The organism is Pseudomonas sp. WS 5412, from assembly GCF_012985615.1.
GTDB lineage: Bacteria > Pseudomonadota > Gammaproteobacteria > Pseudomonadales > Pseudomonadaceae > Aquipseudomonas > Aquipseudomonas shahriarae.
Map to the genome: position 1 here is coordinate 40,584 of NZ_JAARMB010000015.1, position 23,900 is coordinate 64,483.

Below are 23,900 nucleotides of genomic sequence, written 5' to 3' on the forward strand. Positions count from 1 at the left end.
ACTTTGAAAGCGCATTGTTTACGAATTAGTATTTATAAAAACCCTGGCCTGTTTTTCTACCGAGATGATTGGCTCTGACCATTTTTCTCAGCAGCGCATGGGCACGATATTTTGGGTCGCCTGTTTCATTGTGTAGTGTTTCCATGATCGAGAGATTCACATCGTTGCCAATCAAGTCCGCAAGTGCCAACGGGCCTATTGGGTGGTTGGCGCCGTAGCGCATCGCCTTATCAATTTCCTCGGCCGTGGCGACGCCCTCTGCAAGAATACCGATGGCTTCGTTGATCATTGGAATCAACATGCGGTTGACGATGAATCCGGGGGCTTCGTTAACAATGACAGGCTCTTTCCCCAAGCCCTTGGAAAAATTAACCGCCCAGTCAAGCGTGTCACTTGAAGTGGCTAGTCCAGCAATAACTTCAGTTAGTTTCATGACCGGCGCCGGATTGAAGAAGTGTAGGCCAACTACGTTTTGAGGGAAGGCACACAGCGAGGCTAGTCCGGTGATTGACAGCGAGGATGTATTTGAAGCCAGGACCATTTCGGATGAGGAAATAGTCGAAAGTTCTTTGAATATCGCTTGTTTGGCATCCATGTTCTCTGCAATAGCTTCAATGATTAGCTTTGAGTCAGACAGTGAAGTGTAATGCTCAACAGTAACTATTTTTTCGCGGTATTGACGGGCAAGTGATTCTTCCAGGCGGCCTTTTTTTACTTGGCGACTCCATTGGTTTTCCAACTCAACTAGAGAGTCATTAACAGAAGCAAGGCTGCGCCCTTTCCAGAATACGGTCGAGATTTGATTCGACTGCGCGAGGATCTGTACTATTCCTTTACCCATAGTGCCTGTTCCAATTACCGCTACAGAGTACAGGTCTGTCGACATTCGCATTTCGTCCCGGCTCGCTTCTTTTCGAAAAATTCCATGATATCCAATTCACCTGGCAAGATGAAGCAATCAGTGCCTGCTCCGACACAGGGCGTTTAGATAAGCGTTGATATTTCAGGCAGGTGTTGATTTTACTTTGTCTCTCCAGCCCCTGGCCACGTGGTTGCTGAGGAGGGCGGCGCTTATTTTCGGCTGCCATATGTTGTAACTCACCCATTTTTGACTATCCCCCCACATCACCTAAGTTTGAAAAGCAGCTTCGGAAAGCTGCTTTTCCCACTGATGTCATGGAGCGTCTCTAATGCGTAGAACCGTTTTTTCCTCCCTGCTTTTTGCCTTCCTCACCAGCCTGTCCGCCGTGTCGATTGCCGCCCCATCGGCCAAGCCTGAGGCGCCGCAGCCGCTCGCGGCTCAGTTGAGCGCAAGCGAACAACCCACCCCCAAGGTCAACCTCAACGCAGCGGACGCTGAAACCCTGCGCCGTGATCTGTTCGGCATTGGCGCGGCCAAGGCCAAGGCGATCATTGCTTATCGCGAGTCCAATGGATCGTTCACGGTGGTGGATGAGTTGCTGGAAGTGAAGGGGATTGGCAAGTCGCTGCTGGAGAAGAATCGCGACAGGCTGGAGGTTAAGTAATCAAGGCAGGAGGCCGGTCATTGACCGGCCTTTTTTATGTCGGCAGGGGCTGTATTGACCCCGGTTTTCAGGCTTTCTCGCACCACGTCGAGAATGCGTGTCGCCAGTTCCGGGTTTTCGACACTGCGCGCCAGGACCAATGCACCTACCAGTGTCGACATCATCACCAGGCTTTGTTCGTCGGCATTGGGGCTGCCCAATGCGGTTTCGATTTGCTTGAGCCGGGCGTCGAGGACTGTATCGGTGGTGGGGCTCTGTTGCCCGCGCTGTCCCAGTTCCGAGGACATGGTGGGCAACGGGCAACCTTGGTCGGGGGAGGTGTGATGCCACTCTGACAGGTAACTGTCGATAAAGGCTTCCAGCGGTCGTTCCTGGCTGAAGAGCATCGCGCAATGCGCGTCCAGTTCGGCGGAGGCGGCTTGCAGGGCCTTTTCCACCAGTTCGTCCTTGGATTTGAAGTGGGCGTAGAACCCGCCATGGGTCAGGTTCAAGGCTTTCATCAGGGGTTGCAGGCCGGTGGCGCCAATGCCGTCGCGGCGAAAGCGCACCGACGCCTCTTTAATGATGCGCTGGTGGGTTTGAGCTTTGTGATTGTGCGAGTAGCGCATGAGAGGGCCCTCTGAAACATGGGGCCATATTAACCAAGGTTTGGTGCTGTTTCGCGGAGCGATTACAAATTTGCCTTAATCTAGATTGACTCGCCTGGCGTGCTGCCGGTAACGGTCAGCACGGGGCGTTTGTTTCAGCGATCCTGCGCGTCCTTGGCGTCGGCCTGAGCATTGCGCTCGGCGACACGTTTGCGTTGTTCGTCGGTCAGTTCCACTTTGTTGGCGCTGTCACGCAGCATCAGCAAGCCACCAACGATCGAACCGATGGCGACCACCATGATCAACCAGGCATACCAGGGCATAGGGCTCTCCTTGAGGCCGACTGCCATGGGGAAGATTCCCCACGGCACTATCAGCTTTGAGTGACGGCTTTCGTCAGTCGTTCCATTGTAGGCCCGTTCTGCCTCGCTGGTTTAGAGCCCGGTCAACATCGCATCCGCTGGCGCATCGGCGCGGTCTTGGGCGGTCAGTTGGAAGTAGATGAAACCTGCGGCCATGAACCCGAGGAAGATCAGGCCGATCAGGGTATTGAACCACGCCATGGCCACCAGGCAGACCAGCGCCAGGATCAGCGCAATGGCCGGCACGATCGGGTAGCCCGGCGCGCGGAAGGTGCGTTCCAGCAACGGTTCGCTCTTACGCAGCTTGAACAGGCTGAGCATGCTCATGATGTACATGACGATGGCGCCGAACACGGCCATGGTGATCATCGCGGCGGTCAGGGTCATGCCGCCGAGGTTGATCAGGCCGTCGCTGTAGATGGCGGCGATGCCCACCACGCCGCCGGCGAGGATGGCCCGGTGGGGTGTCTGGAAGCGTGACAGCTTGGCCAGGGAGGAGGGCAGGTAGCCGGCGCGGGCCAGGGCGAAGAACTGGCGCGAGTAGCCGAGGATGATGCCGTGGAAGCTGGCCACCAGGCCAAACAGGCCGATCCACACCAGCATGTGCAGCCAGCCGGAGCTTTCACCTACCACGGTTTTCATTGCCTGGGGCAAGGGGTCGTTGATGTTCGACAGGGTGCGCCAGTCGCCCACGCCGCCGGCAAAGAACATTACACCCATGGCCAAAAACACCAGGGTCAGGATGCCGCTGATATAAGCCTTGGGAATCGTGCGCTTGGGGTCCTTGGCTTCTTCGGCGGCCATGGCGGCGCCTTCGATGGCGAGGAAGAACCAGATGGCGAAGGGGATCGCGGCAAAAATCCCGGCTATCGCCGGCGCGCCAAAGGTGTCGGCACCCGCCCAGCCGTTGAGGGCGAAGTTGCTGAAGCTGAATGCCGGTGCCACCACGCCCATAAAGACCAACAGTTCGGCCACGGCCAGCACGCACACCACCAGCTCGAAGGTCGCGGCCAGTTTCACCCCGAGAATATTCAAGCCCATGAACACAAAGTAGGCCCCGACCGCTGCGTGTTTCGGGTCGAGTGCGGGGAATTGCACATTCAGGTAGGCGCCGATGGCCAGGGCAATCGCCGGAGGCGCGAAGACGAACTCGATCAAGGTGGCCAGCCCGGCGATCAGCCCGCCTTTCTCGCCGAACGCCCGCCGGCTGTAGGCAAACGGCCCGCCGGCATGGGGAATTGCGGTGGTCAGTTCGGTGAAGCTGAAGATGAAACAGGTGTACATGGCAGCGACCATCAATGACGTCACCAAAAAGCCCAGCGTCCCGGCCACGCCCCAGCCATAGCTCCAGCCAAAGTATTCGCCGGAGATCACCAGCCCCACGGCGATGCCCCACAGATGCAAGGTGCCCAAGGTGGGCTTGAGTTGGGTGTTCATTGCGCTGCTCCCAGAACGGTTTGGAATGTTTCAGGACATTGCAGCGGCCATGCCAGCTTGGAAAAGGGCGTCGTAAAGGGCAGGAACTGTCGCCCGGGAGATAGTTTGTTGTTTGCGACCGTAATTCCGTGCACCAGGGTAGGGCGGCGGCGGATGGGCTGATGCTATTGCGGGCAAGCCCGGCTGCCGCATTTAGCCGTATTCCAAAGGATGCACCCGGTCAACTGTGGGAGCCGGGCTTGCCCGCGATAGCGGCCTCAACAGCCCCAAAAACCTCACGTCCAACCCACTCTTTACGCCATCTTTACGCCCCCTCCACCCCCTCGCCCTCGTTCCTTTACACCCCTCCTGCGGACAATACCTCCATACGCGGCAGTCGCCGTCTGACGGAGAAACTTCCATGAGTGTTCTGGATGGGGTGTCACTGCTACTGGCCGTGGCGCTATTCATTTATCTGCTGGTTGCGCTGTTGCGCGCGGATCGGGGCTAGGAGCGGCTATGCACAGTTATGACTATTGGCTGATCATCGCCTTCTTCGCCGTGGTGCTGGTTCCAGCGCCATTTCTGGGGCGGTTCTACTACAAGGTGATGGAAGGGCAGCGCACTTGGCTTACGCCAGTGTTCGGGCCGGTCGAGCGCGTGTGTTATCGCGTGGCCGGGGTCGATGCACAACAAGAACAAAGTTGGCAAAAGTACACCCTGGCCCTGCTGGCCTTCAACCTGGCGGGCTTTTTGTTGTTGTTTGCGATCCTATTGTTCCAGGACTACCTGCCGCTCAACCCGCAGCAGTTGCCTGGGCAGGAATGGACGCAGGCGTTCAATACCGCCGTCAGTTTCATGACCAACACCAACTGGCAGTCCTACAGCGGTGAAGCCAGCCTCAGCTACCTGAGCCAGATGGTCGGCCTGACCGTGCAGAACTTTGTCAGTGCGGCCACTGGCCTTGCGGTGCTTGTCGCCCTTTGCCGTGGGATTGGTCGCAAGTCCGCCAGCACCCTGGGCAATTTCTGGGTGGATATGACCCGCGCCACCCTCTATGGCTTGCTGCCATTGTGCCTGGTGCTGGCGCTGTTTCTGGTCTGGCAGGGCGTGCCGCAAACCTTCGCTCACTACGTCAGCGCGCTGACGATGCAGGGCGTCGATCAGGTGATCCCACTCGGCCCGGCGGCCAGCCAGATTGCGATCAAGCAACTGGGGACCAACGGCGGTGGCTTCTTCGGGGTCAACTCGGCGCATCCGTTCGAAGACCCGACCGCCTGGGCCAACCTGTTTGAAGTGGCGGCGATCATCCTGATTCCGGTGGCGCTGGTGTTCACCTTCGGCCACTACGTCAAGGACCTGCGCCAGAGCCGGGCGATTCTCGGCTGCATGCTCGCGCTGTTCCTGATTGGCGGTTCGGTGTCGCTGTGGTCCGAGTACCAGCCCAACCCGACCCTGAACAACCCGGCGGTCGAGCAGACTGCGCCCCTGGAAGGCAAGGAAATGCGTTTCGGCACCACCGGCACCGTGTTGTGGTCGGTGACCACCACGGCGGCGTCCAACGGTTCGGTCAACGGCATGCAAGACAGCCTCAACCCCCTGAGCGGGATGGTGGCGCTGGTCAATATGATGGTCGGCGAAGTGATCTTCGGCGGCGTCGGTGCCGGTATGTACGGCATGCTGCTCAACGTGCTGATCGCGGTGTTCCTCGCCGGCTTGATGATCGGCCGCACCCCGGAATACCTCGGCAAGAAACTCCAGGCCCGGGAAGTGCAACTGCTGGTGGTGACCCTGTTGGTGATGCCCGTAGGCGTACTGGTGCTCGGCGCGATTGCCGCCAGCGTGCCGGCCACTGCTGCAACCATCAGCAACCCCGGCCCCCACGGCTTCAGCCAGTTGCTCTATGGCTACACCTCGGCCAGTGCCAACAACGGTTCGGCCTTTGGTGGCCTGGGCGCCAATACCCCGTTTCATAACCTGATGCTGGGCTTGGGCATGTTGATCGGGCGCTTCGGCTACATCCTCCCGATCCTGGCCCTCGCCGGCAGCCTGGCGATGAAGAAAAGCGCACCGATTGGCCAGGACAGTTTCCCGACCCACGGCCCGTTGTTCGTGACGTTGTTGACCGTGACCATTTTGCTGGTGGGCGGCCTGACCTTCCTGCCGGCGCTGGCACTGGGCCCTATCGCTGAACACCTGAGCATGGGCTTCTAAGGGGTATGAACATGAATATGCCTGTAAACAATGCTGCTCCGGTCAAGACTCAGGAGTCGGCCAAGACCGCGATCTCGGCCCTGTGGCGCCCGGCGCTGATCCAGGCGTTCGTCAAGCTGGACCCGCGCCAGTTGAAGCGTTCGCCGGTGATGCTGGTGGTCGAGCTGACCGCGATCCTCACCACCGTGCTGTGCCTGGTGCCGGACAGCAGCGTGCCGACCTTTGTCGCGGTGCAGATTGCCCTGTGGCTGTGGTTCACCGTGCTGTTCGCCAACTTCGCCGAAGCCTTGGCCGAGGGCCGTGGCAAGGCCCGTGCCGACAGCCTCAAGGCTGGCAGTGAAGGCCTGAGTGCACGACGCCAGGAGGCAGACGGCAGCTTTACGGTAGTGCCCGCCACCAGCCTGCGCAAAGGCGATGTGGTGCGGGTTGCGGCCGGGGAAATGATCCCTGGCGACGGCGAAGTCATCGAGGGTATTGCGGCGGTCAATGAAGCGGCGATTACCGGTGAATCCGCACCAGTGATCCGCGAATCCGGCGGCGACCGCTCGGCCGTCACCGGCAATACCCGGCTGGTCTCGGACTGGCTGGTGATTCGCATCACCGCCAACCCTGGTGAATCGACACTGGACCGCATGATCGCTTTGGTGGAAGGCGCCAAACGCCAGAAAACCCCCAACGAAGTGGCGCTGGATATCCTGCTGATCGGCTTGACCATGATCTTCCTGCTGGTGGTCGTGACCTTGCAGCCCTTCGCCCACTTCGCCAATGGCAGCCTGCCCCTGGTGTTCCTGGTGGCGCTGCTGGTCACGCTGATTCCCACCACCATCGGTGGCCTGTTGTCGGCCATCGGCATCGCCGGCATGGACCGCCTGGTGCGCCTCAACGTGATCGCCAAGTCCGGGCGCGCCGTGGAAGCGGCGGGGGACGTGCATGTGCTGTTGCTGGACAAGACCGGCACCATCACCTTCGGTAACCGGCGCTGTGCAGGCATCTATGCCGCGCCCGGCGTCAATGGCAAGGAATTGGCCGAAGGCGCGCTGCTGGCCTCGCTGGCCGACGATACGGCAGAAGGCAAATCCATCGTCGAATACCTGCGCGCCTCGCATCCGTACACCGAGCCCTCTGTGCAAGAGCTGACCGGCGTGCCGTTCAGCGCCGAAACGCGTTTGTCCGGGGTGGATTACCAGGGCCGCGTCTACCGTAAAGGCGCTGTCGATTCGCTGCTGGCGTTTATCGGTCTGCAACGCCAAGACCTGTTGCCCGCGTTGTCCCGGGAAATCGACAAGATCGCCCAGAGCGGCGGCACTCCGTTGCTGGTGTGTGCCGACGGTAAATTGCTCGGCGCGATCCACCTCAAGGACGTGGTCAAGCCGGGTATTCGTGAGCGCTTTGCCGAGCTGCGCAAGCTGGGGATCCGCACGGTGATGGTGACCGGCGATAACCCATTGACCGCCGCCGCGATTGCCGCCGAAGCGGGTGTGGATGATGTGCTGGCGGAAGCCACGCCGGAGAAGAAACTGGCGCGCATCCGCCACGAGCAGAACGACGGGCGCCTGGTGGCCATGTGTGGCGACGGTGCCAACGACGCCCCGGCCCTGGCCCAGGCGGACGTGGGCATGGCCATGAATGACGGCACCCAGGCGGCGCGCGAAGCGGCGAACATGGTCGACCTCGACAGCGACCCGACCAAGCTGCTGGACGTGGTGCAGGTCGGCAAGGAATTGCTGGTGACCCGTGGTGCGCTGACCACCTTTTCGATTGCCAACGACGTGGCCAAGTACTTCGCCATCCTGCCGGCGCTGTTTGCCTCGATCTACCCGCAACTGGGGGTGCTTAACGTGATGCACCTGAACAGCCCGCAGAGCGCGATCCTTTCGGCGATTGTGTTCAACGCGCTGATCATCGTGGTGTTGATCCCCCTGGCCCTGCGCGGTGTGCGGGTGCAGGCGGCGAGTGCGGCGGCACTGCTGCGACGCAACCTGTTGATCTATGGCGTGGGCGGGCTTGTGGTGCCGTTCGCCGGGATCAAGGCGATCGACATGCTGCTGACAGCGCTGCACCTGGTCTGACCCAACCCTGTAGGAGCTGGCTCCTACAGGTCACGAATCAATTGAGGAAGATGAAATGTCCAGCATGATCCGTCCGGCCTTGAGCCTGTTGGTATTGATGACCCTGATCACGGGCGTGGCCTATCCGTTGGTAGTGACCGGCGTCGCCCAGGTGGCCTTTCCCGACCAGGCCAATGGCAGCCTGGTGCGTGACGCCGAAGGCAAGGTGCGCGGTTCCAGCCTGATTGCCCAGGAATTTACCGGCGAGCGCTGGTTCCACTCGCGGCCTTCGGCGGGTGCGTTTGCCACCGTGTCCAGCAGTGCCAGCAACCTCGGCCCGAGCAACCCGGCGCTGGCAACGCGGGTGTTTGACGACGCCGCGAAAATTCAGGGCCCCGGCCAGGGCCCGGTGCCCCTGGCACTCTTGACTACCTCCGGCAGCGGTCTTGATCCACACTTGCCACCGCAGGCAATTGCCTATCAACTGGCGCGGGTGGCGGCGGCACGTCAGTTGCCGGTGTCGACCCTGGAGCGCTTGATGGATGAGCATATCGAACAGCCGCTGGTGGGGCCGCCGGTGGTGAATGTACTGGCGCTGAATATGGCGCTGGAAAAGTTGTAGACCGTTGCGCCGCCATCGCGGGCAAGCCCGCTCCCACACTTGGAATGCATTCCGGATGTGGGAACTGACTTGCCGGCGATGGCGGCTGTATGTACCCAACATCCCTAACTGAAAGAAGACTGCCCCATGAGTGACTCCGGCCGCGCCGACGCCCTCCTAGCCGACCTACCCAAGCACGGCCGTGGCCGGCTCAAGGTATTCCTCGGTGCCGCACCGGGCGTGGGCAAGACCTACGCCATGCTCCAGGCCGCCCACACCCAGTTGCGCCAGGGCGTCAAAGTGGTGGCCGGGGTGGTCGAGACCCATGGCCGCGCCGAGACCGAGGCCTTGCTCAGTGGCTTGCCCCAGCAGCCGCTGCTGCGCTCGGAATACCGTGGGGTGATGCTCGAAGAAATGGACCTCGACGGCTTGCTCGCCACCAAGCCCAAGCTGGTGCTGGTGGACGAACTGGCCCACAGCAACGCCCCCGGCAGCCGCCACGAAAAGCGCTGGCAGGACATCCAGGAGCTGCTCTCCGCCGGCATCAACGTGTTCACCACGGTCAACGTCCAGCATCTGGAAAGCCTCAACGATCAGGTACGTGGCATCACCGGCGTGCAGGTACGCGAAACCCTGCCGGACTGGGTCTTGCAGGAAGCCGATGAGTTACTGCTGATCGACCTGCCGTCCCGCGAGCTGCTGGAGCGCCTGCGCGACGGCAAGGTCTATGTGCCGGAGCAGGCGCGCGCGGCCATCGATGCATTCTTTACCCAGACCAACCTCATGGCCCTGCGCGAGTTGGCGATGCAGACTGCCGCCGCGCACGTCGATGACGATCTGGCCCAGGGCTACCGGCAATTGGGCCAGGCCGCGCCCGCCGTGCGCGGGCGCTTGCTGGTGGGGGTGGATGGGGACGCCGAGGCCGAACGCCTGGTGCGTCACGCCAGCCGTGTGGCGCAGCGCCGGCATCTGCCCTGGAGCATGGTGCATGTGGACAACGGCCGAGTGCGTGACGAACAGTCTCGGTTGAGGCTGCAAAATGCCCAGCAACTGGCCGAGCGTCTGGGTGGCGAAGTGGTGTTGCTGCGTGCCGGCGAGGTGGCCAAGACCCTGATCCAGCATGCTGCCGAGCGCCGTGCCAGCCTGGTGCTGGTGGGGCAGTCGCGCCCGCGCTGGCGGCGCCGACTGTTCGGTGGCGGCCTGGCGGCGCGTTTGTTGCGCAATGCCCGGGGCCTGGAAATCAATATCCTCGACAGCGATGGAACACCCGCCGCGCCGCGTTTGCCCGATGTGCGTGGCCTGGTGTGGTTCGATTACGCCCTGGCGCTGCTGGCAACGGTGCTGGCCAGTGCGTTGGCGTGGGCGGTGTCGAGTATTCTGCCGCTGCCCAACATCTCTCTGGTGTTCCTCGCCGCAGTGCTGCTGGTGGCGGTGCGCAGCAGCCTGGGGCCGGCATTGGCCTGCGCTGCGCTGTCGTTCCTGACCTATGACTTTTTGTTTATTCCGCCGAATTTCTCCTTCGCTATCCAGCGTGAAGAAGATGTGCTGACCTTGCTGTTCTTCCTGCTGATGGCGGCACTGACCGGCAACCTCGCCGCCCGCCAGCGTCGGCAATTGCAGGCCCTGCGCGACACCCAGGAAGAAACCAGCGAACTGCTCGACCTGTCGCGCAAACTCACCGCTGCCACTGATCGCCAGGCGGTGATCAGCGCGGCGGCCCATCATCTGCAGGGCTGGAGCGATTTGCAGTTGTGCCTGGTCAATCGCGACGGGCCCGGTGACTGGACGGTCGAGACCGGCGGGCCGCTCACCTTTACCGAGGCCGAGCGCGCCGCCGCCGACTGGGCCTGGCAGCACGACCAGCCGGCGGGCATGGGCACCGGAACCTTACCGTTTGGGCGTTGGTGGTGGTGGCCGTTGTCTGCTGAAAACGGTCCGCTGGGCCTGCTCGGCGTCAGCCCCAAGGCTGGCCTGGAGCTCAGTGGCCAACGTCGGCGCCTGCTCACGGCCTTGAGCCAGCCATTGGCCCAGGCCCTGGCCCGCGCCCAGTTGGCGCAGAACCTGGAGGCCGCCCGTTTGCATGGCGAGACCGAGCAACTGCGCAGTGCCTTGCTGGCCTCGGTGTCCCATGACTTGCGCACGCCGCTGACCTCCATGCGCGGCAGCATCGACAGCCTGTTGGCCCTGGGCGAAGCCATTCCCCTGGAAGATCGCCGCGAGTTGCTGGAAGGCACCCGCGATGAAGCCGAGCGCCTGGACCGCTATATCCAGAACCTGCTGGACATGACCCGCCTCGGCCATGGTGCCTTGAAGCTGGCGCGGGACTGGGTGTCGCCCGGCGATATCGTCGGCAGCTCCCTCGGCCGTTTGCGTGCCGTGCTGGCGCCGTTGCAGGTGAGTACCGATGTTCCGCCGGAGTTGCCATTGCTGTATGTGCATGCTGCCTTGATCGAGCAGGCGTTGGTCAATGTGCTGGAAAACGCCGCGCGTTTTTCACCGCCCCATGGCCGCTTGCAACTGCGTGCTGGCGTCGCCGAACAGGCGGTGTTTTTTTCGGTCAGTGATGAAGGTCCGGGTATTCCCGAGGAAGAGCGGGCGAAGATTTTCGATATGTTCTACACCGCCGCACGGGGCGACCGGGGCGGGCAGGGCACCGGGCTCGGCCTGGCAATCTGCCAGGGCATGGTCGGCGCCCACGGCGGGCATATCAGCGTGACCGAGGGCATAGACGGGCGGGGCACGTGCATCACCCTGTTCCTGCCGTTGCAGACCCAGCCGAGCCCGGACAGTGAAGCGTGAGACGCAGTGCGCTACTCTTAACTTTTTTCAGTGATTGTGATGGAACACCATGAATCAGACTGCGACGATTTTGGTCATTGATGACGAGCCGCAGATCCGCAAGTTCTTGCGCATCAGCCTGGCCTCCCAGGGCTACAAAGTAATCGAGGCCGGGACCGGCGCCGAAGGGCTGGCCCAGGCGGCCTTGAGCAAGCCGGACCTGCTGGTGCTGGACCTGGGCCTGCCGGACATGGACGGCCAACAGGTGCTGCGCGAGTTGCGCGAATGGTCGACGGCCCCGGTGCTGGTGTTGTCGGTACGTGCCGGCGAAGGGCAGAAGGTCCAGGCGTTGGACGGTGGGGCCAACGACTACGTGACCAAGCCGTTTGGCATCCAGGAGTTTCTCGCCCGGGTGCGCGCGCTGTTGCGCCAGGCGCCCACCGGCGAGGCGCAGCAGGCCGCCCTGCAGTTTGGCCCGCTGATGGTCGACCTGGCTTATCGGCGGGTGCTGCTGGAGGGTGTCGACGTGGCCCTGACCCGCAAGGAATACGCGGTGCTGGCGCAACTGGCGCGCCACCCTGGGCGGGTGATTACCCAGCAGCAGTTGCTCAAGGATATCTGGGGCCCGACCCATACCGAAGACAGCCACTACCTGCGGATTGTGGTGGGGCACTTGCGCCAGAAGCTGGCGGATGACCCGACCCAGCCGCGTTTTATCGTGACCGAGGCGGGGGTGGGGTATCGGTTGTTGGGGGCTGCTGAGGGCTGAGGGATTGTGGTTGCTGGGCCGGCGGCATCGCGGCATAGGTATCTACACAACTCTTTCGTGGTTCTTGGGGTTGTGTCATATCCGTTTTTGCGGTTACGGCGGCTATTGGTTCCGCCCTTACGGCGGCTCACTTTTGTAGAGCGCAAAAGTAAGCAAAACACTCTTGCCCCACCACTCGGTGCCTCGCCTAGGCTCGGCATGCCCGCAGTCAGGCATTGCTCCGTGGGCCCGCCGCGATCGGCCATCCCTGGCCGTGTCGCGGCTACCCCGGCATCCATGCCGGGGTGCCCACTGCGCAATACCTGCCTGCGGCCATCGTGGTTTAACGGGGCGCCTGAGATCAAGATCAAAAGCCAGATCAAAAGCAGAGCAACAGCAATGCCAAAGCCGGGGCGCGAAGCTCCATTCCCCCTGTGGGAGCTGGCTTGCCTGCGATGACGGTGTATCAGTCGATAAATGTATTGGCTGAGACACCGTCATCGCAGGCAAGCCAGCTCCCACAAGGGTACGCGCACGCTTCGGCGATCAGGTCGGCTGTCAGGCCGCCTCGCTTTGCTTGTGATTTTGATCTTAGGCGTCCCGTTAAACCACGCTGCCCCCCAAATCAATGTCGGATGACGGGCACACCGAGCCTAGGCGAGGTGCCGAGTGGTGGGGTAAGAGCCCTTTTGGTTACTTTTGGCTGGGCCGGCACTCCGGGCTCTTTTCCAAAAGTGACCCGCCGTAAGGGCGGAACCAATAGCCGCCATGACCGCAGCAACGGATATGTACACAAACCCAACAAGCACCAGAGAAAAGAGCTGTGTAGATACCTATGCCGCGATAGGGCCTCAAGCCCCAGCGAAGATCTCAACTCTGCTCACTCTCATACCGATCCAGCGTATCACTGGCAATCTCCCGCCCCAGCGCGATCAATTCCGGCGCCTTGTAGAACTCGAAGAACCGGCACACGCGCTTGGGCACATTGATCAGCACATCCGGCGGGTAGCCGGCAATTTTGTACTGGGCCAACGACGTCTGCATCACCTCGAAACTCTGGTTGATCAAATCCAGCAGCGACGCCGGCCCGACGTTGTCGATGATGAACGAACCGGTTGCCGACTTGGGGGCGCCAGCGGTTTCCGGGGCTGCGGCCGGTTGCTGGGCTTCCGGCTCGGCGCCTTCGAGCCAGGGGTTGATATCGGCGGCCTGCGCCTGCAGCGCTTCCTGTTCCAGCAACAATAATTGTTCGGCCTGCTTGCGCCGAAACGGCAGATGGGAACCCAGTGAACGTACCAGGTTGTCGAAGCGGCTCTTGAACGCCGGCGGGCGCTGGATTACCGGCAGGGTGTAGTGTTTCTGGTTGGTGGCGTTGAGGTTGACCGCAATGATCAGGTCGCAATGACTCGACACCACCGGCACGATAGGCAGCGGGTTGAGCAGGCCGCCATCCACCAGCATGCGGTTGCCTTGCATCACCGGGGTGAACAGGCTGGGGATCGCTGCCGAGGCGCGCATCGCCTGGTGCAGGCAGCCTTCCTGGAACCAGATTTCCTGCTGGTTGGTCAGGTCGGTGGCGACCGCCGTGTAGGGAATGCGCAGGTCTTCGATATTGATCTCGCCGACGATCTTGCGGATCTGCCCGAAGACTTTTTCGCCGCGTATCGCCCCCAGGCGAAAGCTCACATCCACCAGGCGCAGCACGTCCAGATAGTCCAGGCTTTCGATCCAGTTCCGGTAGTCCTGCAGTTTACCCGCAGCATAGATCCCGCCCACCACTGCTCCCATGGAGCAGCCGGCGATACAGGCGATTTCATAGCCGCGTTTTTCGATCTCTTCGATCACCCCGATATGGGCGTAACCCCTTGCTCCGCCTGAGCCCAGGACCAATGCAACGCGTTTTTTCATGACTGGATCCTTCGTAAAACAGCTGTCCACAATGCACCCAAGCAGGGGGCTGCTTCAATCCTAGCGGAGCAGAACGATAATTTTCGTAAGCCGAGCTATTTGCTCGGGTATGCTTTGGCTATCAGCACTGGGCATTTCAGGCTGTGTGATAAGGCACTTTTCGATGTAGGCAACGTCTACATCCCACGACTGTTTTCTTTTCTTGAGGTGTCATTGATGAAAGCCTGGATGTGTTTGCCTGTGATTGTGTTGGCTCTGGCCGGTTGTGCCGGCAAAACGGCCTATCGTGATAGCTGCGGCAGCCAGCTGGATGCCGCCTGGCACGAGCTGGACCTGGCCAAGGCCGAAGGTTTTGCCGGTACGGTCAGCTATTCCAAGGCCCTGTCGTTGCTGACTGGCGCCAAGACCCAGCAGCAATTCGAAGCGTTCGAAGGCTGTGCCAGCAAAGCGGAAAAAGCCCGTTTCTATATTCGTGAGTCGCGCGCGGGCCGTTGATCCGCGTCAGCGTAACGCGTTGTTGGAGTGGTTAAGGTGGTCCCAGGCGCCTGTTTTGTGCGGGTGTATGGCGGTTGTTTGACAGGGGAAACAGCATGTCGGCGTTGGTGGATCAGTTAGTCGCCCAGGTCATCGGCCTGGAAGTCGGATTGTTGAGTTGTCAGGCGCGCCTGGCGGCGGTGACCGATGACGAGGCGCTGCACGACCTGCGCACCACCGTGCGCCGCCTGCGCAGCCTGTTGCGCCCTTTGCGCGGGCTGCCCGGCGTCGAGCAATTGGAGGCCGCCGCCAGCGCGGTCGGCCAATTGACCACGCCGCTGCGCGACCGCGAAGTGCTGGCGGCCTACCTGCAGCAACATGGCCATCACGAAGCGGCGGCCCGGCGTCTGCGCCAGCAGCCGCAGACTTATCGGCAGGTGGCCCAGAGCGCGGAATTGGCGCAGCTGTTGCAGATCATGGCCGCCTTTCCGCGATTTATCCGCGCCTCCCAGCATCAAAAACTACTCAAGCGCCTGCGCGCCCGTATCGAAAAACGCCTGGGCAAACAATGGCAGGCTCTCGAGGTGGCGTTGCACGATCCCGACCACGACCGCCATCGCCTGCGTTTGTTGATCAAGCGCGTGCGCTACGCGGCCGAGGCCTACCCGCAATTGGGCCAGGTACCGGCCAAGGCCATGTCCCGTCTCAAGTCCGCCCAAGGCGCCCTGGGAGATTGGCACGACTGCTGGCAATGGTTGGCGCAAGCCAGGCTCCAGGCAGACTTGCAACCTTGCGTTGCAGTCTGGCATCGGACCATGGCCGAAGCTGAAGGCAAAGCCGATCGGGTACTCGACAAGTTGGCGGCGGATTGTTTCTGAGCCTGCGGCTTATCTGTCTGGGTATTTGGCCGGAATAAGTGCTGTACCGGGCTGGCGCGCTGGTTAAGATCGCTCATCGGTTTTCTTGATGTGAGGTCGCCATGCGCTTTAGTGATTTGCTCGACGCTGCCCGTAACAACCCGTTGGACGTGTCTATTCCGGCCGAGTGGGCCCAGGGTCGCGCCACGTTTGGCGGGCTGGTTGCCGCCTTGCAATACGAAGCGTTGCGCGCCCAGGTGCCGGCTGATCGCCCATTGCGTTCGTTGGCCGTGACGTTTGTCGGGCCCGTGGCGCCCGACGTATCCGCCCGTTATCAAGTCGAAGTACTGCGCGAAGGCAAGGCCGTCAGCCAGTTGCTGGGGCGGGTGGTGCAGGACGGTGAAGTGATGACCCTGGCCCAGGCCAGCTTCGGCGCATCGCGGCCTTCAGAGATCGACGTGCCGGCCTTGCCCGCGCCGACTTTCAAACATTGGGACGAGTGCCAGGAACTGCCCTATATCAAAGGCGTGACGCCTGAGTTCATGCGCCACTTGGCGATGCGCTGGAGCGTCGGTGGCTTGCCGTTCACCGGCAATAAATCCCGGGAAATGGGCGGCTGGGTGCGCTTGCGGGGGGATGTGAAAGAAGAGCCTTTGACCGAAGCCCATATCCTCGCGCTGGTGGATGCCTGGCCGCCGGCGCTTTTACCGCACCTGAAGAAGCCGGCACCCGGCAGCACCCTGACCTGGACCATCGAATTCATCCAGCCCTTGGCACAGTTGACGACCCTGGACTGGTGCCAGTATCACGTCCAGATCGAGCATGCCCGCGACGGTTACGGCCATGCTGCCGCGATGTTGTGGGGGCCTGGCGGCCAGTTGATCGCTATCAGCCGCCAGACCGTGGTGGTCTTCGCCTGACCCGGCCTCAGTGGCGGTGGCGCTGACGCCAGGCCTGCCACCAGCCACCGCTGAGGACAAAACGCGGAAAGGTTACGAACTGCTCGACCACCAGGCGCTGCACTGCATCTTTACGATCACTGAACGGCTCGCTGGCCTGGGCTTCCAGGCTATGGCCGTGGCGTTGCAGCGCCAGGCCGGCGAGTACGCCGACCACACCGATGGCGAAACTGGCCAGGCTCAGGCTGAACACGCCGGACACAATCAGCAGAAACCCGACGATGAACAGCGGCACGGCAATCAGGTGCAACACCAGGTTGGTCGGGTGCTGATGATTCTGCGGGTAGGCGCGCCATTGCCAGGCCGGGAGATTGGGGTGACGTTTGCCCATGATGATAAATCCTCTGTCCATTGAAACTCGATGGACAGAGTTTAGGTCGGGCGGGCAGGGGCGGCGAATTGGGGTTGGCTATGGGGGTTATAGCGTTTTGATGGATCCGCCAGCGGCAGGCGCTGGCGGATCGGTGGGCAACCGTCACAGTTTGAGTTGGCCGATGGCCTTGCTCAACTCGCCGGCCAGGGTTGCCAGTTCATTGCTGGTGGTCGCCGAATCCACGGTCTGTTGCACGGTGTTTTCCGTGACATCGCGAATACTCACCACCGCGCGGTTCATCTCCTCGGCCACATGGCTCTGCTGCTCGGCAGCCACCGCAATCTGCGTGTTGCTCTCGCGCATCTGCGCCACGGCGCTGGTGATTTCGGCCAGTGAAGCGCCGGCTTCCTGGGCCTGCTGCACACAGTTGTCGGCCTTGAACGAGCTTTCCTGCATAAAGTCCACCGCATCCCGGGTGCCGGCCTGCAAGGCCGAGACCATGCGGGTGATTTCATCGGTGGAGCTTTGCACGCGCTTGGCCAGGTTGCGCACTTCGTCGGCCACCACCGCAAAGCCGCGCCCCATTTCCCCGGCGCGTGCCGCTTCGATGGCGGCGTTGAGAGCCAGCAGGTTGGTCTGTTCGGCAATGCTGTGGATCACGCCGACCACGCCATTGATTTTCTGGCTGTCCTCGGCCAGCTTCTGGATCATTTCTGCGGTTTGCTGCACACCGGTGGACAATCCGGCAATCGAGCGCTGAACCCGGGTTACTACTTCCTGACCGCTGCCGGCCAAGGTGTCGGCGGTCTGGGACAAGTCGCGAGTGGCGCCGGCGTGTTGGGCGATGTGATACACGGTGGCGGTCATTTCATTGATCGCGGTGGCCGCCTGGTCGGTCTCGCTTTGCTGGCCGAGCATGCCGTGCTGCACCTCATTCATGCTGCTGGCCAGGCGTGCGGCGCCGTCATCCAACAGTTTGGCGGTGCGCGCTACCGTACTGACCACCCGCTGGTAGCCGGCCTGCATGGCGTTGAACGCACTGGCCATCTGCCCGACCTCGTCCTTGCATGCCAGGGGCACGCGGGCCGAGAGGTCGCCGGTTTTCTCTACGTGCAGCATCACGTCTTTCAAGGTGTTGAGTTGGGCGAGCAAAAAGCGGATCAACAGTTGCGAGGCACAGAGCATGGCGAGCATCAGGATCAGCACCGCCACCGCGTAGTTGGTAAAGCGCTCGGTAAACACCTGGCTCAGGCTCGGCGCATAGGCCAGCACGGCGACTTGTTGGCCACCGGCGCGGGAGATGACTTCGGCGCCCAGCAACGGGTTTTCGCCGAACAGCGGCATATGATTGAACTCGACCCAACCGTTGGCTTCGCTCAGGGCTGAGAGGTCCTGGTCCGCCAACTGGGGCGCCTGGCCCCGGGCAAACGCCAGCCAGTGCTCGCCCTGGGGCAGCGGCTGCCCGGCCGGCCAGGCGCTGAGCAAGCGGCCCTGGGCTTGTGCCGAGGCTTGGGCGGCATGGCTGCGGGCCTGTTGTTCAAGCTGCACGGCATACAGCACCAGCAGCAGCGTGGTGATGAAGGCGACCGCATTCACGGCCCAGAATTTGTACTTCAGCGAGATATTGCTAAGCCAGGCACCCATGGAAGGTTTTCTCTGATAGCGGAAACAGTATTGGCAAGGTGCCAGTATTGTGCCGCTATCCGGAAAAGGGGTGTTGATATGGGTCAATGCACCGCGTCAATCCGGCACAGGCAGGCCGAAAAACGCACGGGCGCAGGCGGTGCTGTGCTGGGCCAGGTCTTCCAGGCTTTCTTCTCGGTGCAGGGCCACTTCGCGCAAGACTTCCGGCAGATAGGCCGGCTCATTGCGCCCGTTCTTCGGTTTGGGGCGCAGGGTGCGTGGCAGCAGGTAGGGCGCATCGCTTTCCAGCATCAAGCGGCCCCGGGGGATTTCCCTGACCAGTGGGTGCAGGTGCGTGCCACGCCGTTCGTCACAGATCCAGCCGGTGATGCCGATATGCAGGTCCAGATCGAGATAACTGAACAGCGCGCGTTGTTCGCCGGTGAAGCAGTGCACCACGGCGGCGGGCAGTTGATCGCGGTAATCGCGCAGGATCTCCAGCAGGCGCTGGTTGGCGTCCCGTTCATGGAGAAACACTGGCAGTTGCAATTCGACGGCCAGTGCCAGGTGGGCTTCGAGGACCTTTTCCTGCTGGGGGCGGGGCGAGAAGTCACGGTTGAAGTCCAGCCCGCATTCACCCACGGCACGTACCCGCTCCTGGCTGAGCAGGTCGCGCAGTTGCCGGGCGCTGTCGGCGTTCCAATCGCTGGCGCTATGGGGGTGGATACCGGCGGTGGAGAACAGCCGTCGGGCGCTTTCGTCCCAACGCTGGCACAGCTCCAGGGCCTGTTCGCTGCCTTGCACGCTGGTGCCGGTGACGACCAATTGGCCCACGCCGGCAGCATAGGCGCGGTCGAGCACGGCCTGGTGTTTGTCGTCGAAACTGGAGTTGGTCAGGTTGACGCCAATATCAATGAGTTGCATGGTGCTATCTCCGCCTGCGGCCGGAAAGTCTATCAGAGCTGTAGATTTATAAGAAAAGCCAAGAACTACAACGAGTTATCGCTGTCTTTGAACGTCGCAAGTCACACCGTGGTTGGCCGAAGGCCTGCTGCTGTGCCACCCTTGCGCCCAAAGTCTGCGCCTCTGGCGCTCTGTTTCTGTCCCCCAATGCGGCGTTTTTCGCGGTGCATGGGGCCTTGTTCTTTCCGGAGAGCGGATGATCCGACCCTCGGCATTGCTTATGGTGTGCCTGACGCTGCTGCTGCCCACGGCGGCGGTTGCGCGCCTGGACGGGCCGCTGGAAGTGACCAAGTCGGGCAAAGTCCGTGACCTGGCAGAAATCCGCAGCAGCCGCACCTTGCGGGTGCTGGTCAACCAGAGCCGCAACAGCTCCGGTGAAGTCCAGGGCCAGTCGATTGGTGTTGAGTACCACCGCCTGCGCGCCTTCGAACACTACCTCAACGGCCGCGCCCGCGACGGCCAGGAAATCAACCTCAAGATCATTCCCAAAGCCAAGGATCAGTTGCTGGGGGCGTTGGCCCGTGGCGAAGGTGACCTGGTGGCGCCCGGCGAACTGCTGGATACGACGGGGGCGCACAAGATCAGCAGCAGTGATCCGATTGCCTGCGACGTGCCGCTGTGGCTGGTGGGCCTCAAGGGCGAGCGGCGGTTTACCCGGCTGGAGCAGTTGTCTGGGCGCACCCTGGCCCTGACCACGGGCAGCGCAGCGGGGGAGGCGGTCAACCAGATCAATCAGAAGCTGGCACTGCGCAAGCTGCCGCCGGTCAAGGTGGAATGGGTAGACCCCAGCCTGGCGGTGGAAGATGTGCTGGAGATGGTCCAGGCGGGGATCTTCCACCTGACCATTGTCGAGCGGCCGATTGCCGAGCGCTGGTCAAAGATCCTGCCCAAGCTGCGTTTCGACAAGCAAGTGGCGATCAGCGAGCCGGGCGAGGAGTACTGGTTCGTGCGCCAGGATGCCTCGATGCTGCGGGCGAGCATCGACCGCTTCCTGAAAACCTACAAGACTCCGTCGGATCAGGACGTGGCCTTCCAGCGCATCTATCGTCGTCTCTATCAGGTGCGCTACCCCTTGGCGCGGGCTGATCGCCAGCGCCTGGAGAAACTGCGCCCGGTCCTGCAGAAACACGCCCGGGAACAAGGCATGGACTGGCTGAACCTGGCGGCCCTGGCCTTCAAGGAATCGTCCCTCAACCCCGCCGCGAAAAGCGGCAGCGGGCCGACGGGCTTGATGCAGATCACCCCTTCGGCGGCCCAGCGGGTGGGGGTCAACAATATCCAGACCCTGGACAGCAATGTGCAGGCAGGGGCGCGTTACCTGGCATTGATTCGCCGCAAGTTCTTCGCCAGCCCCAAGCTGAACGAGCGCGAGCGTATGGCGTTCGTCCTGGCGGCCTACAACATGGGGCCGGAGCGGGTGCAGGGCATGCGTGCCGAGGCGCGCCGCCGGGGTTTGAACCCTAATCAGTGGTTCTTCCAGGTCGAGCGCATCGCCATGGAGCAGGTCGGAATGGGCGGCGTCAGCTATGTTAATAGCGTGAACAAGTACTACTTGGCCTTTGATCGGGAACGGGACTCCCTGGAGCCGGTGACGTCCAAGATCGTCTCACGCAAATAATCTAATTATTAGATATTGATTAGCGCTTTTTTCGGCTTTTATCATTATCTAAACTGATTAATATAGCGGCCAACCAACCCCCTTCATCGAAAAGGATTAGCAATATGAGCCCAATGATCAAAAACCTCCTGTCCACCCGTGCCGGCTATGGCCTGACTGTCCTGCGGATTTTTGTCGGTATCATTTTTGCCGCCCACGGTTCGCAAAAACTCTTTGGCTGGTTTGGCGGCGGCGGCCTGGCGGGCACGGCGCAGTGGATGGAGAGCATCGGCCTGGCCCCGGGTACCCTGATGGCATTGTTGTCGGGCGGTACTGAGTTCTTCGCCGGCCTGGCGCTGATCATTGGCCTGCTGGCACGCCCGGCGGCGCTGGGGTTGACCATCGTCTCGCTGGTGGCGATTTTCTCGGTGCATATCAGCAACGGTTTGTTCATGGCCAACAACGGCTATGAGTTCGCCCTGGCACTGCTGGGCGGCACAGTGGCGGTGCTGTTTGAAGGTGCTGGCAAGCTGTCTGCCGACCGTGCCATCGCCAACTGATCGCGCAGCTCACCTGTTAAAGGCCCGCCCCGCGCGGGCCTTTTTCGTTGTACGGGATTCTTGACACTGCCCCACCGGCTTCTCTAGGATGCTGCATGCGCCGATTTAAACAGCTAATTGCGGGGCGCCACAGGGACTCGCTGCAGTCCCGACAGAAGCCTGCTCCAGGTTTCGAAATACCGCTAAAGCGCTGGTTCGGTGTTGCCTCTCACCTGCCCGCAGACTTTTGAGGCAGAGACACGACACGATGAATGCACTACGACCTCTTGTACGCCTGGCCCCGATCACTGCGGGCCTGACTCAACGCAATCCGAAAATTCTCCTTGGCGGCAAGCACCAGCCGACGTTGCTGCGTTACCTGGATGGCTGGCCCCGGCGGACTGGCCGACCTTCGGCGTTCCTGATCCAGTTTGTCGAAGATGGCGAGTCCCTGGCGCGCTTTGCCACAAACAGCTTTGACCTGGCGGTAATCCAGGCGCCGAACGCTGAGGATGCCAACGAGTTTATTCACCACCTGACCCGCGTGGCGCGCCAGGGTTTGATTACCCGGCGTTAATCGAGGCTGAGAGAACCACGTTCAGTAGAACGCTGCAGCAGGTGGATGTTGGCGACGGCGACGCGAGATAAAGATCCCCAGGCCCAGCAGGCTCACTATCAGTGGCACGGTGATCGTCGTGAGCACCACCACAGCGAGTTCCAACCGGCGGACGCTCTTGTAGGCTTCTTTTTCCAGGGTGTGAAGCTCCATGCGTAATCGCAGGCGCTCTTTGTTTAGCGCTTGCAACAGCGTATTTGAAGAGATGGCCTGAGTCTCCAGCATGGAGGACGGCGTGTTCAGCAACCGCCATTCCTTTTCCGTCTGGGCCAGCCGTTGCTCCATCAGGGCAGCCTTTTTTCGGTAGGATTGCGCAGCCTCGTGGCGCAGCCTGTCCAGCAACCCGGGCTGTTGCCGGTCGCTTGCACGAGGGCTGATAGCACTCAGGGTGTCGGGCGCCGCCAGGTTATCCAATGTATTCAAGACAAACCGGGCATTGCCCGGGCGCCGCGCTTTCTGTCCGTTGGCATTGCGTGCGGCCAGCCAGACGCGGTCGCTGAGCATGTCAATATCGGCGACCACCACCACATGGATATTGGTCGCCTTTTGCAGTGTGGCCTTCTGGCCGTTGCTGCCGTCAGGGAATGCGGAGTAGGCGGGCCCTTCGATACGGGCTGCGATCACATTCGGCCGGCCACGACTGACGGCCTCGCCAATCATGGAGGCGAATTCGTCCGGTTGAGTGAAGCGTACCCCATCGAATGTACTGGCCTGCCCGGAACTCTGGAGCAGCGGGGTGAATGTGGTGCGGCTTTTTTTCAGCGGCACGAGTGTGCCTGGATTCAACAGTGTCACGCTGTCAACGCCCCAGGTGCTGACGTCCTGTTGCGCCATCGCTTCTCGGGGCAGGGTGAGCGCCCCGGGATGACGTACGGGCGGCTGGCCGCTGGTCACGACCACCGGGGTTGCATAGAGGTTGTCCGCCAATACCTTATTCGCCCGCATCTGCACGCCCCAGGCGGCGAGCAGGGTTTGCAGGCCGGTGGTGTCGGCGGTTGAGTCGTTCAAGGGGTCGACAAACATCATCAGCTTTCCCCCTGCCAGGACAAATTGGTCAATGGCAAAAAGTGCCTGTTCCGGCAGCCGAGAGGGCTGGACCACCATCAGGGTCTTGATGTGAGCGGGGATGCGCGAGGTGTCGCTGCCCAGGGTCATCAGATTGAACTGGCTGCGTATTTCCTTGAATAACTGCCACGGCGGCGTGGCTTCCTGGGTGCGTCCATTCAGGTTGCCGTCCATGGCTAATCCGTAGATCAGGCCGATGGTGGGTTGCTCCTCGCGGGCGACGTTGTGGATCAGGCGACTGATCTCATATTCCAGGAAACTCGCCTGGGCGGGGTCGAATCGTTCGATTTTCTGCGGCTCATGGTTGGCACGGGTGCCGATGAGTCCAAACAGTCCTTGCTGGCTATCCAGGCCCAGTAACTCAGCCTTGTACTCGTCCTCTGAAAAGGGGGCTGGATCAATCAGGTGCAGCGTAACGTTGCCTTTCGACGCACTTTCATAGGCCTTGAGCAGTAGGGCAATGTACTCGCCATGGTTGTTCAGGGCGTCACTTTTGCGGGGATGGCTCCCATTGAAAAAATACAAATCCATGGGGGTTTCAAGTGCCGCGAGCAGGGCGTCGGTCGAAGGTGACAGGGTGTGGATTTTTTTCTCTGAAAGGTCCAGTCGATAGTTGGGCAGTTTCAGTACCCATACCAGATTGAAGGCGAGAAAAAGCAGGGCGATGACGCTCAACGTCACGCCGAAGTTTATAAGGTTCCTCATG

General features: G+C 61.4%; 22 protein-coding genes. 13 read left to right on the forward strand and 9 right to left on the reverse strand.

The genetic code is table 11. The features are described from left to right. Positions 1–25: 25 nt before the first annotated feature. The gene (locus HBR94_RS19110; protein WP_115129375.1) at positions 26–886 is read right to left on the reverse strand and encodes a 3-hydroxyacyl-CoA dehydrogenase NAD-binding domain-containing protein; all 861 of its coding nucleotides are present in this window, start codon (positions 884–886) and stop codon (positions 26–28) included. Positions 887–1,190: 304 nt separating this feature from the next. On the opposite strand from HBR94_RS19110, the gene HBR94_RS19115 reads away from it, so the two are divergent. Next, positions 1,191–1,526, forward strand: a complete 336-nt coding sequence (locus HBR94_RS19115) for a helix-hairpin-helix domain-containing protein (RefSeq protein WP_169961266.1) — start codon at positions 1,191–1,193, stop codon at positions 1,524–1,526. A 17-nt stretch (positions 1,527–1,543) separates the two neighbouring features. On the opposite strand, the gene HBR94_RS19120 is transcribed toward HBR94_RS19115, so the two are convergent. From HBR94_RS19120 to eat, 3 genes are all read right to left on the reverse strand, one after another. Then, on the reverse strand, positions 1,544–2,134 hold the full coding sequence (locus HBR94_RS19120) for a TetR/AcrR family transcriptional regulator (protein WP_057439206.1): 591 nt from the start codon (positions 2,132–2,134) through the stop codon (positions 1,544–1,546). A 134-nt stretch (positions 2,135–2,268) separates the two neighbouring features. Further along, positions 2,269–2,436 (reverse strand): DUF2897 family protein, encoded by a 168-nt coding sequence (locus HBR94_RS19125; protein ID WP_081044204.1) that lies wholly within the window; start codon positions 2,434–2,436, stop codon positions 2,269–2,271. 111 nt (positions 2,437–2,547) lie between these two features. Further along, positions 2,548–3,912 carry an ethanolamine permease gene (gene eat / locus HBR94_RS19130; protein WP_057439205.1) on the reverse strand — a complete coding sequence of 455 codons (1,365 nt, stop codon included), beginning with the start codon at positions 3,910–3,912 and terminating at the stop codon, positions 2,548–2,550. A 400-nt stretch (positions 3,913–4,312) separates the two neighbouring features. Here eat and kdpF point away from each other — a divergent pair, with 400 nt between their 5' ends. The 6 genes from kdpF to HBR94_RS19160 all read left to right on the forward strand — a co-directional run bounded on the left by kdpF (position 4,313) and on the right by HBR94_RS19160 (position 12,301). Next, complete coding sequence (gene kdpF, locus HBR94_RS19135) at positions 4,313–4,402, forward strand: K(+)-transporting ATPase subunit F (protein ID WP_032863112.1); 90 nt, start codon at positions 4,313–4,315, stop codon at positions 4,400–4,402. Between the two features lie 8 nt (positions 4,403–4,410). Continuing rightward, positions 4,411–6,105, forward strand: coding sequence for a potassium-transporting ATPase subunit KdpA (kdpA, locus tag HBR94_RS19140; protein WP_170045384.1), 1,695 nt, complete (start codon positions 4,411–4,413; stop codon positions 6,103–6,105). Between the two features lie 5 nt (positions 6,106–6,110). After that, on the forward strand, positions 6,111–8,174 hold the full coding sequence (gene kdpB, locus HBR94_RS19145) for a potassium-transporting ATPase subunit KdpB (protein ID WP_170045385.1): 2,064 nt from the start codon (positions 6,111–6,113) through the stop codon (positions 8,172–8,174). 55 nt (positions 8,175–8,229) lie between these two features. Beyond that, positions 8,230–8,775, forward strand: coding sequence for a potassium-transporting ATPase subunit KdpC (gene kdpC, locus HBR94_RS19150; RefSeq protein ID WP_057439203.1), 546 nt, complete (start codon positions 8,230–8,232; stop codon positions 8,773–8,775). A gap of 126 nt (positions 8,776–8,901) precedes the next feature. Continuing rightward, complete coding sequence (locus HBR94_RS19155) at positions 8,902–11,553, forward strand: sensor histidine kinase KdpD (protein WP_057439202.1); 2,652 nt, start codon at positions 8,902–8,904, stop codon at positions 11,551–11,553. A gap of 49 nt (positions 11,554–11,602) precedes the next feature. Further along, positions 11,603–12,301 carry a response regulator gene (locus HBR94_RS19160; protein WP_057439201.1) on the forward strand — a complete coding sequence of 233 codons (699 nt, stop codon included), beginning with the start codon at positions 11,603–11,605 and terminating at the stop codon, positions 12,299–12,301. An 849-nt stretch (positions 12,302–13,150) separates the two neighbouring features. Here HBR94_RS19160 and HBR94_RS19165 read toward each other — a convergent pair. After that, positions 13,151–14,188: a patatin-like phospholipase family protein gene (locus tag HBR94_RS19165; RefSeq protein ID WP_057439200.1), complete on the reverse strand. Its 1,038-nt coding sequence runs from the start codon at positions 14,186–14,188 to the stop codon at positions 13,151–13,153. Between the two features lie 216 nt (positions 14,189–14,404). On the opposite strand from HBR94_RS19165, the gene HBR94_RS19170 reads away from it, so the two are divergent. The 3 genes from HBR94_RS19170 (at position 14,405) to HBR94_RS19180 (ending at position 16,439) form a co-directional block, all read left to right on the forward strand. After that, positions 14,405–14,683, forward strand: a complete 279-nt coding sequence (locus tag HBR94_RS19170) for a hypothetical protein (RefSeq protein ID WP_029300795.1) — start codon at positions 14,405–14,407, stop codon at positions 14,681–14,683. A 95-nt stretch (positions 14,684–14,778) separates the two neighbouring features. Then, positions 14,779–15,540 (forward strand): CHAD domain-containing protein, encoded by a 762-nt coding sequence (locus tag HBR94_RS19175; RefSeq protein WP_057958917.1) that lies wholly within the window; start codon positions 14,779–14,781, stop codon positions 15,538–15,540. A gap of 101 nt (positions 15,541–15,641) precedes the next feature. Beyond that, positions 15,642–16,439 (forward strand): thioesterase family protein, encoded by a 798-nt coding sequence (locus HBR94_RS19180; protein WP_170045386.1) that lies wholly within the window; start codon positions 15,642–15,644, stop codon positions 16,437–16,439. A 7-nt stretch (positions 16,440–16,446) separates the two neighbouring features. Here the strand turns inward: HBR94_RS19180 and HBR94_RS19185 are convergent, their stop codons facing one another. From HBR94_RS19185 to HBR94_RS19195, 3 genes are all read right to left on the reverse strand, one after another. Next, the gene (locus tag HBR94_RS19185; protein WP_104911974.1) at positions 16,447–16,809 is read right to left on the reverse strand and encodes an Mpo1-like protein; all 363 of its coding nucleotides are present in this window, start codon (positions 16,807–16,809) and stop codon (positions 16,447–16,449) included. 144 nt (positions 16,810–16,953) lie between these two features. Next, a complete protein-coding gene (locus tag HBR94_RS19190) occupies positions 16,954–18,435 on the reverse strand; it encodes a methyl-accepting chemotaxis protein (RefSeq protein WP_169960734.1) in 1,482 nt (493 codons plus the stop codon). 96 nt (positions 18,436–18,531) lie between these two features. Next, positions 18,532–19,338, reverse strand: a complete 807-nt coding sequence (locus HBR94_RS19195) for a TatD family hydrolase (RefSeq protein ID WP_120732373.1) — start codon at positions 19,336–19,338, stop codon at positions 18,532–18,534. Between the two features lie 235 nt (positions 19,339–19,573). On the opposite strand from HBR94_RS19195, the gene HBR94_RS19200 reads away from it, so the two are divergent. From HBR94_RS19200 to HBR94_RS19210, 3 genes are all read left to right on the forward strand, one after another. Next, positions 19,574–20,995: a transglycosylase SLT domain-containing protein gene (locus HBR94_RS19200; RefSeq protein WP_170045387.1), complete on the forward strand. Its 1,422-nt coding sequence runs from the start codon at positions 19,574–19,576 to the stop codon at positions 20,993–20,995. 104 nt (positions 20,996–21,099) lie between these two features. Then, entirely contained in the window at positions 21,100–21,534 is a 435-nt protein-coding gene (locus HBR94_RS19205) for a DoxX family protein (RefSeq protein ID WP_057439195.1), read from the forward strand. A gap of 247 nt (positions 21,535–21,781) precedes the next feature. Beyond that, positions 21,782–22,090: a hypothetical protein gene (locus HBR94_RS19210; protein WP_057439194.1), complete on the forward strand. Its 309-nt coding sequence runs from the start codon at positions 21,782–21,784 to the stop codon at positions 22,088–22,090. A 21-nt stretch (positions 22,091–22,111) separates the two neighbouring features. On the opposite strand, the gene HBR94_RS19215 is transcribed toward HBR94_RS19210, so the two are convergent. Then, complete coding sequence (locus HBR94_RS19215) at positions 22,112–23,899, reverse strand: Gldg family protein (RefSeq protein ID WP_170045388.1); 1,788 nt, start codon at positions 23,897–23,899, stop codon at positions 22,112–22,114. Position 23,900: the final 1 nt, after the last annotated feature.

What these genes read in the sequence shown, in the direction of transcription:
- HBR94_RS19200 (WP_170045387.1), top strand. Translation starts at nt 19,574, where the DNA reads ATGATCCGACCCTCGGCATTGCTTATGGTGTGCCTGACGCTGCTGCTG.
- kdpF (WP_032863112.1), top strand. Translation starts at nt 4,313, where the DNA reads ATGAGTGTTCTGGATGGGGTGTCACTGCTACTGGCCGTGGCGCTATTC.
- HBR94_RS19125 (WP_081044204.1), bottom strand. Translation starts at nt 2,436, where the DNA reads ATGCCCTGGTATGCCTGGTTGATCATGGTGGTCGCCATCGGTTCGATC.
- HBR94_RS19160 (WP_057439201.1), top strand. Translation starts at nt 11,603, where the DNA reads ATGAATCAGACTGCGACGATTTTGGTCATTGATGACGAGCCGCAGATC.
- HBR94_RS19110 (WP_115129375.1), bottom strand. Translation starts at nt 886, where the DNA reads ATGTCGACAGACCTGTACTCTGTAGCGGTAATTGGAACAGGCACTATG.
- HBR94_RS19180 (WP_170045386.1), top strand. Translation starts at nt 15,642, where the DNA reads ATGCGCTTTAGTGATTTGCTCGACGCTGCCCGTAACAACCCGTTGGAC.
- HBR94_RS19170 (WP_029300795.1), top strand. Translation starts at nt 14,405, where the DNA reads ATGAAAGCCTGGATGTGTTTGCCTGTGATTGTGTTGGCTCTGGCCGGT.
- HBR94_RS19190 (WP_169960734.1), bottom strand. Translation starts at nt 18,435, where the DNA reads ATGGGTGCCTGGCTTAGCAATATCTCGCTGAAGTACAAATTCTGGGCC.
- HBR94_RS19195 (WP_120732373.1), bottom strand. Translation starts at nt 19,338, where the DNA reads ATGCAACTCATTGATATTGGCGTCAACCTGACCAACTCCAGTTTCGAC.
- HBR94_RS19165 (WP_057439200.1), bottom strand. Translation starts at nt 14,188, where the DNA reads ATGAAAAAACGCGTTGCATTGGTCCTGGGCTCAGGCGGAGCAAGGGGT.
- kdpC (WP_057439203.1), top strand. Translation starts at nt 8,230, where the DNA reads ATGTCCAGCATGATCCGTCCGGCCTTGAGCCTGTTGGTATTGATGACC.
- HBR94_RS19210 (WP_057439194.1), top strand. Translation starts at nt 21,782, where the DNA reads ATGAATGCACTACGACCTCTTGTACGCCTGGCCCCGATCACTGCGGGC.
- HBR94_RS19205 (WP_057439195.1), top strand. Translation starts at nt 21,100, where the DNA reads ATGAGCCCAATGATCAAAAACCTCCTGTCCACCCGTGCCGGCTATGGC.
- kdpB (WP_170045385.1), top strand. Translation starts at nt 6,111, where the DNA reads ATGAACATGAATATGCCTGTAAACAATGCTGCTCCGGTCAAGACTCAG.
- HBR94_RS19155 (WP_057439202.1), top strand. Translation starts at nt 8,902, where the DNA reads ATGAGTGACTCCGGCCGCGCCGACGCCCTCCTAGCCGACCTACCCAAG.
- eat (WP_057439205.1), bottom strand. Translation starts at nt 3,912, where the DNA reads ATGAACACCCAACTCAAGCCCACCTTGGGCACCTTGCATCTGTGGGGC.
- HBR94_RS19215 (WP_170045388.1), bottom strand. Translation starts at nt 23,899, where the DNA reads ATGAGGAACCTTATAAACTTCGGCGTGACGTTGAGCGTCATCGCCCTG.
- kdpA (WP_170045384.1), top strand. Translation starts at nt 4,411, where the DNA reads ATGCACAGTTATGACTATTGGCTGATCATCGCCTTCTTCGCCGTGGTG.
- HBR94_RS19185 (WP_104911974.1), bottom strand. Translation starts at nt 16,809, where the DNA reads ATGGGCAAACGTCACCCCAATCTCCCGGCCTGGCAATGGCGCGCCTAC.
- HBR94_RS19175 (WP_057958917.1), top strand. Translation starts at nt 14,779, where the DNA reads ATGTCGGCGTTGGTGGATCAGTTAGTCGCCCAGGTCATCGGCCTGGAA.
- HBR94_RS19115 (WP_169961266.1), top strand. Translation starts at nt 1,191, where the DNA reads ATGCGTAGAACCGTTTTTTCCTCCCTGCTTTTTGCCTTCCTCACCAGC.
- HBR94_RS19120 (WP_057439206.1), bottom strand. Translation starts at nt 2,134, where the DNA reads ATGCGCTACTCGCACAATCACAAAGCTCAAACCCACCAGCGCATCATT.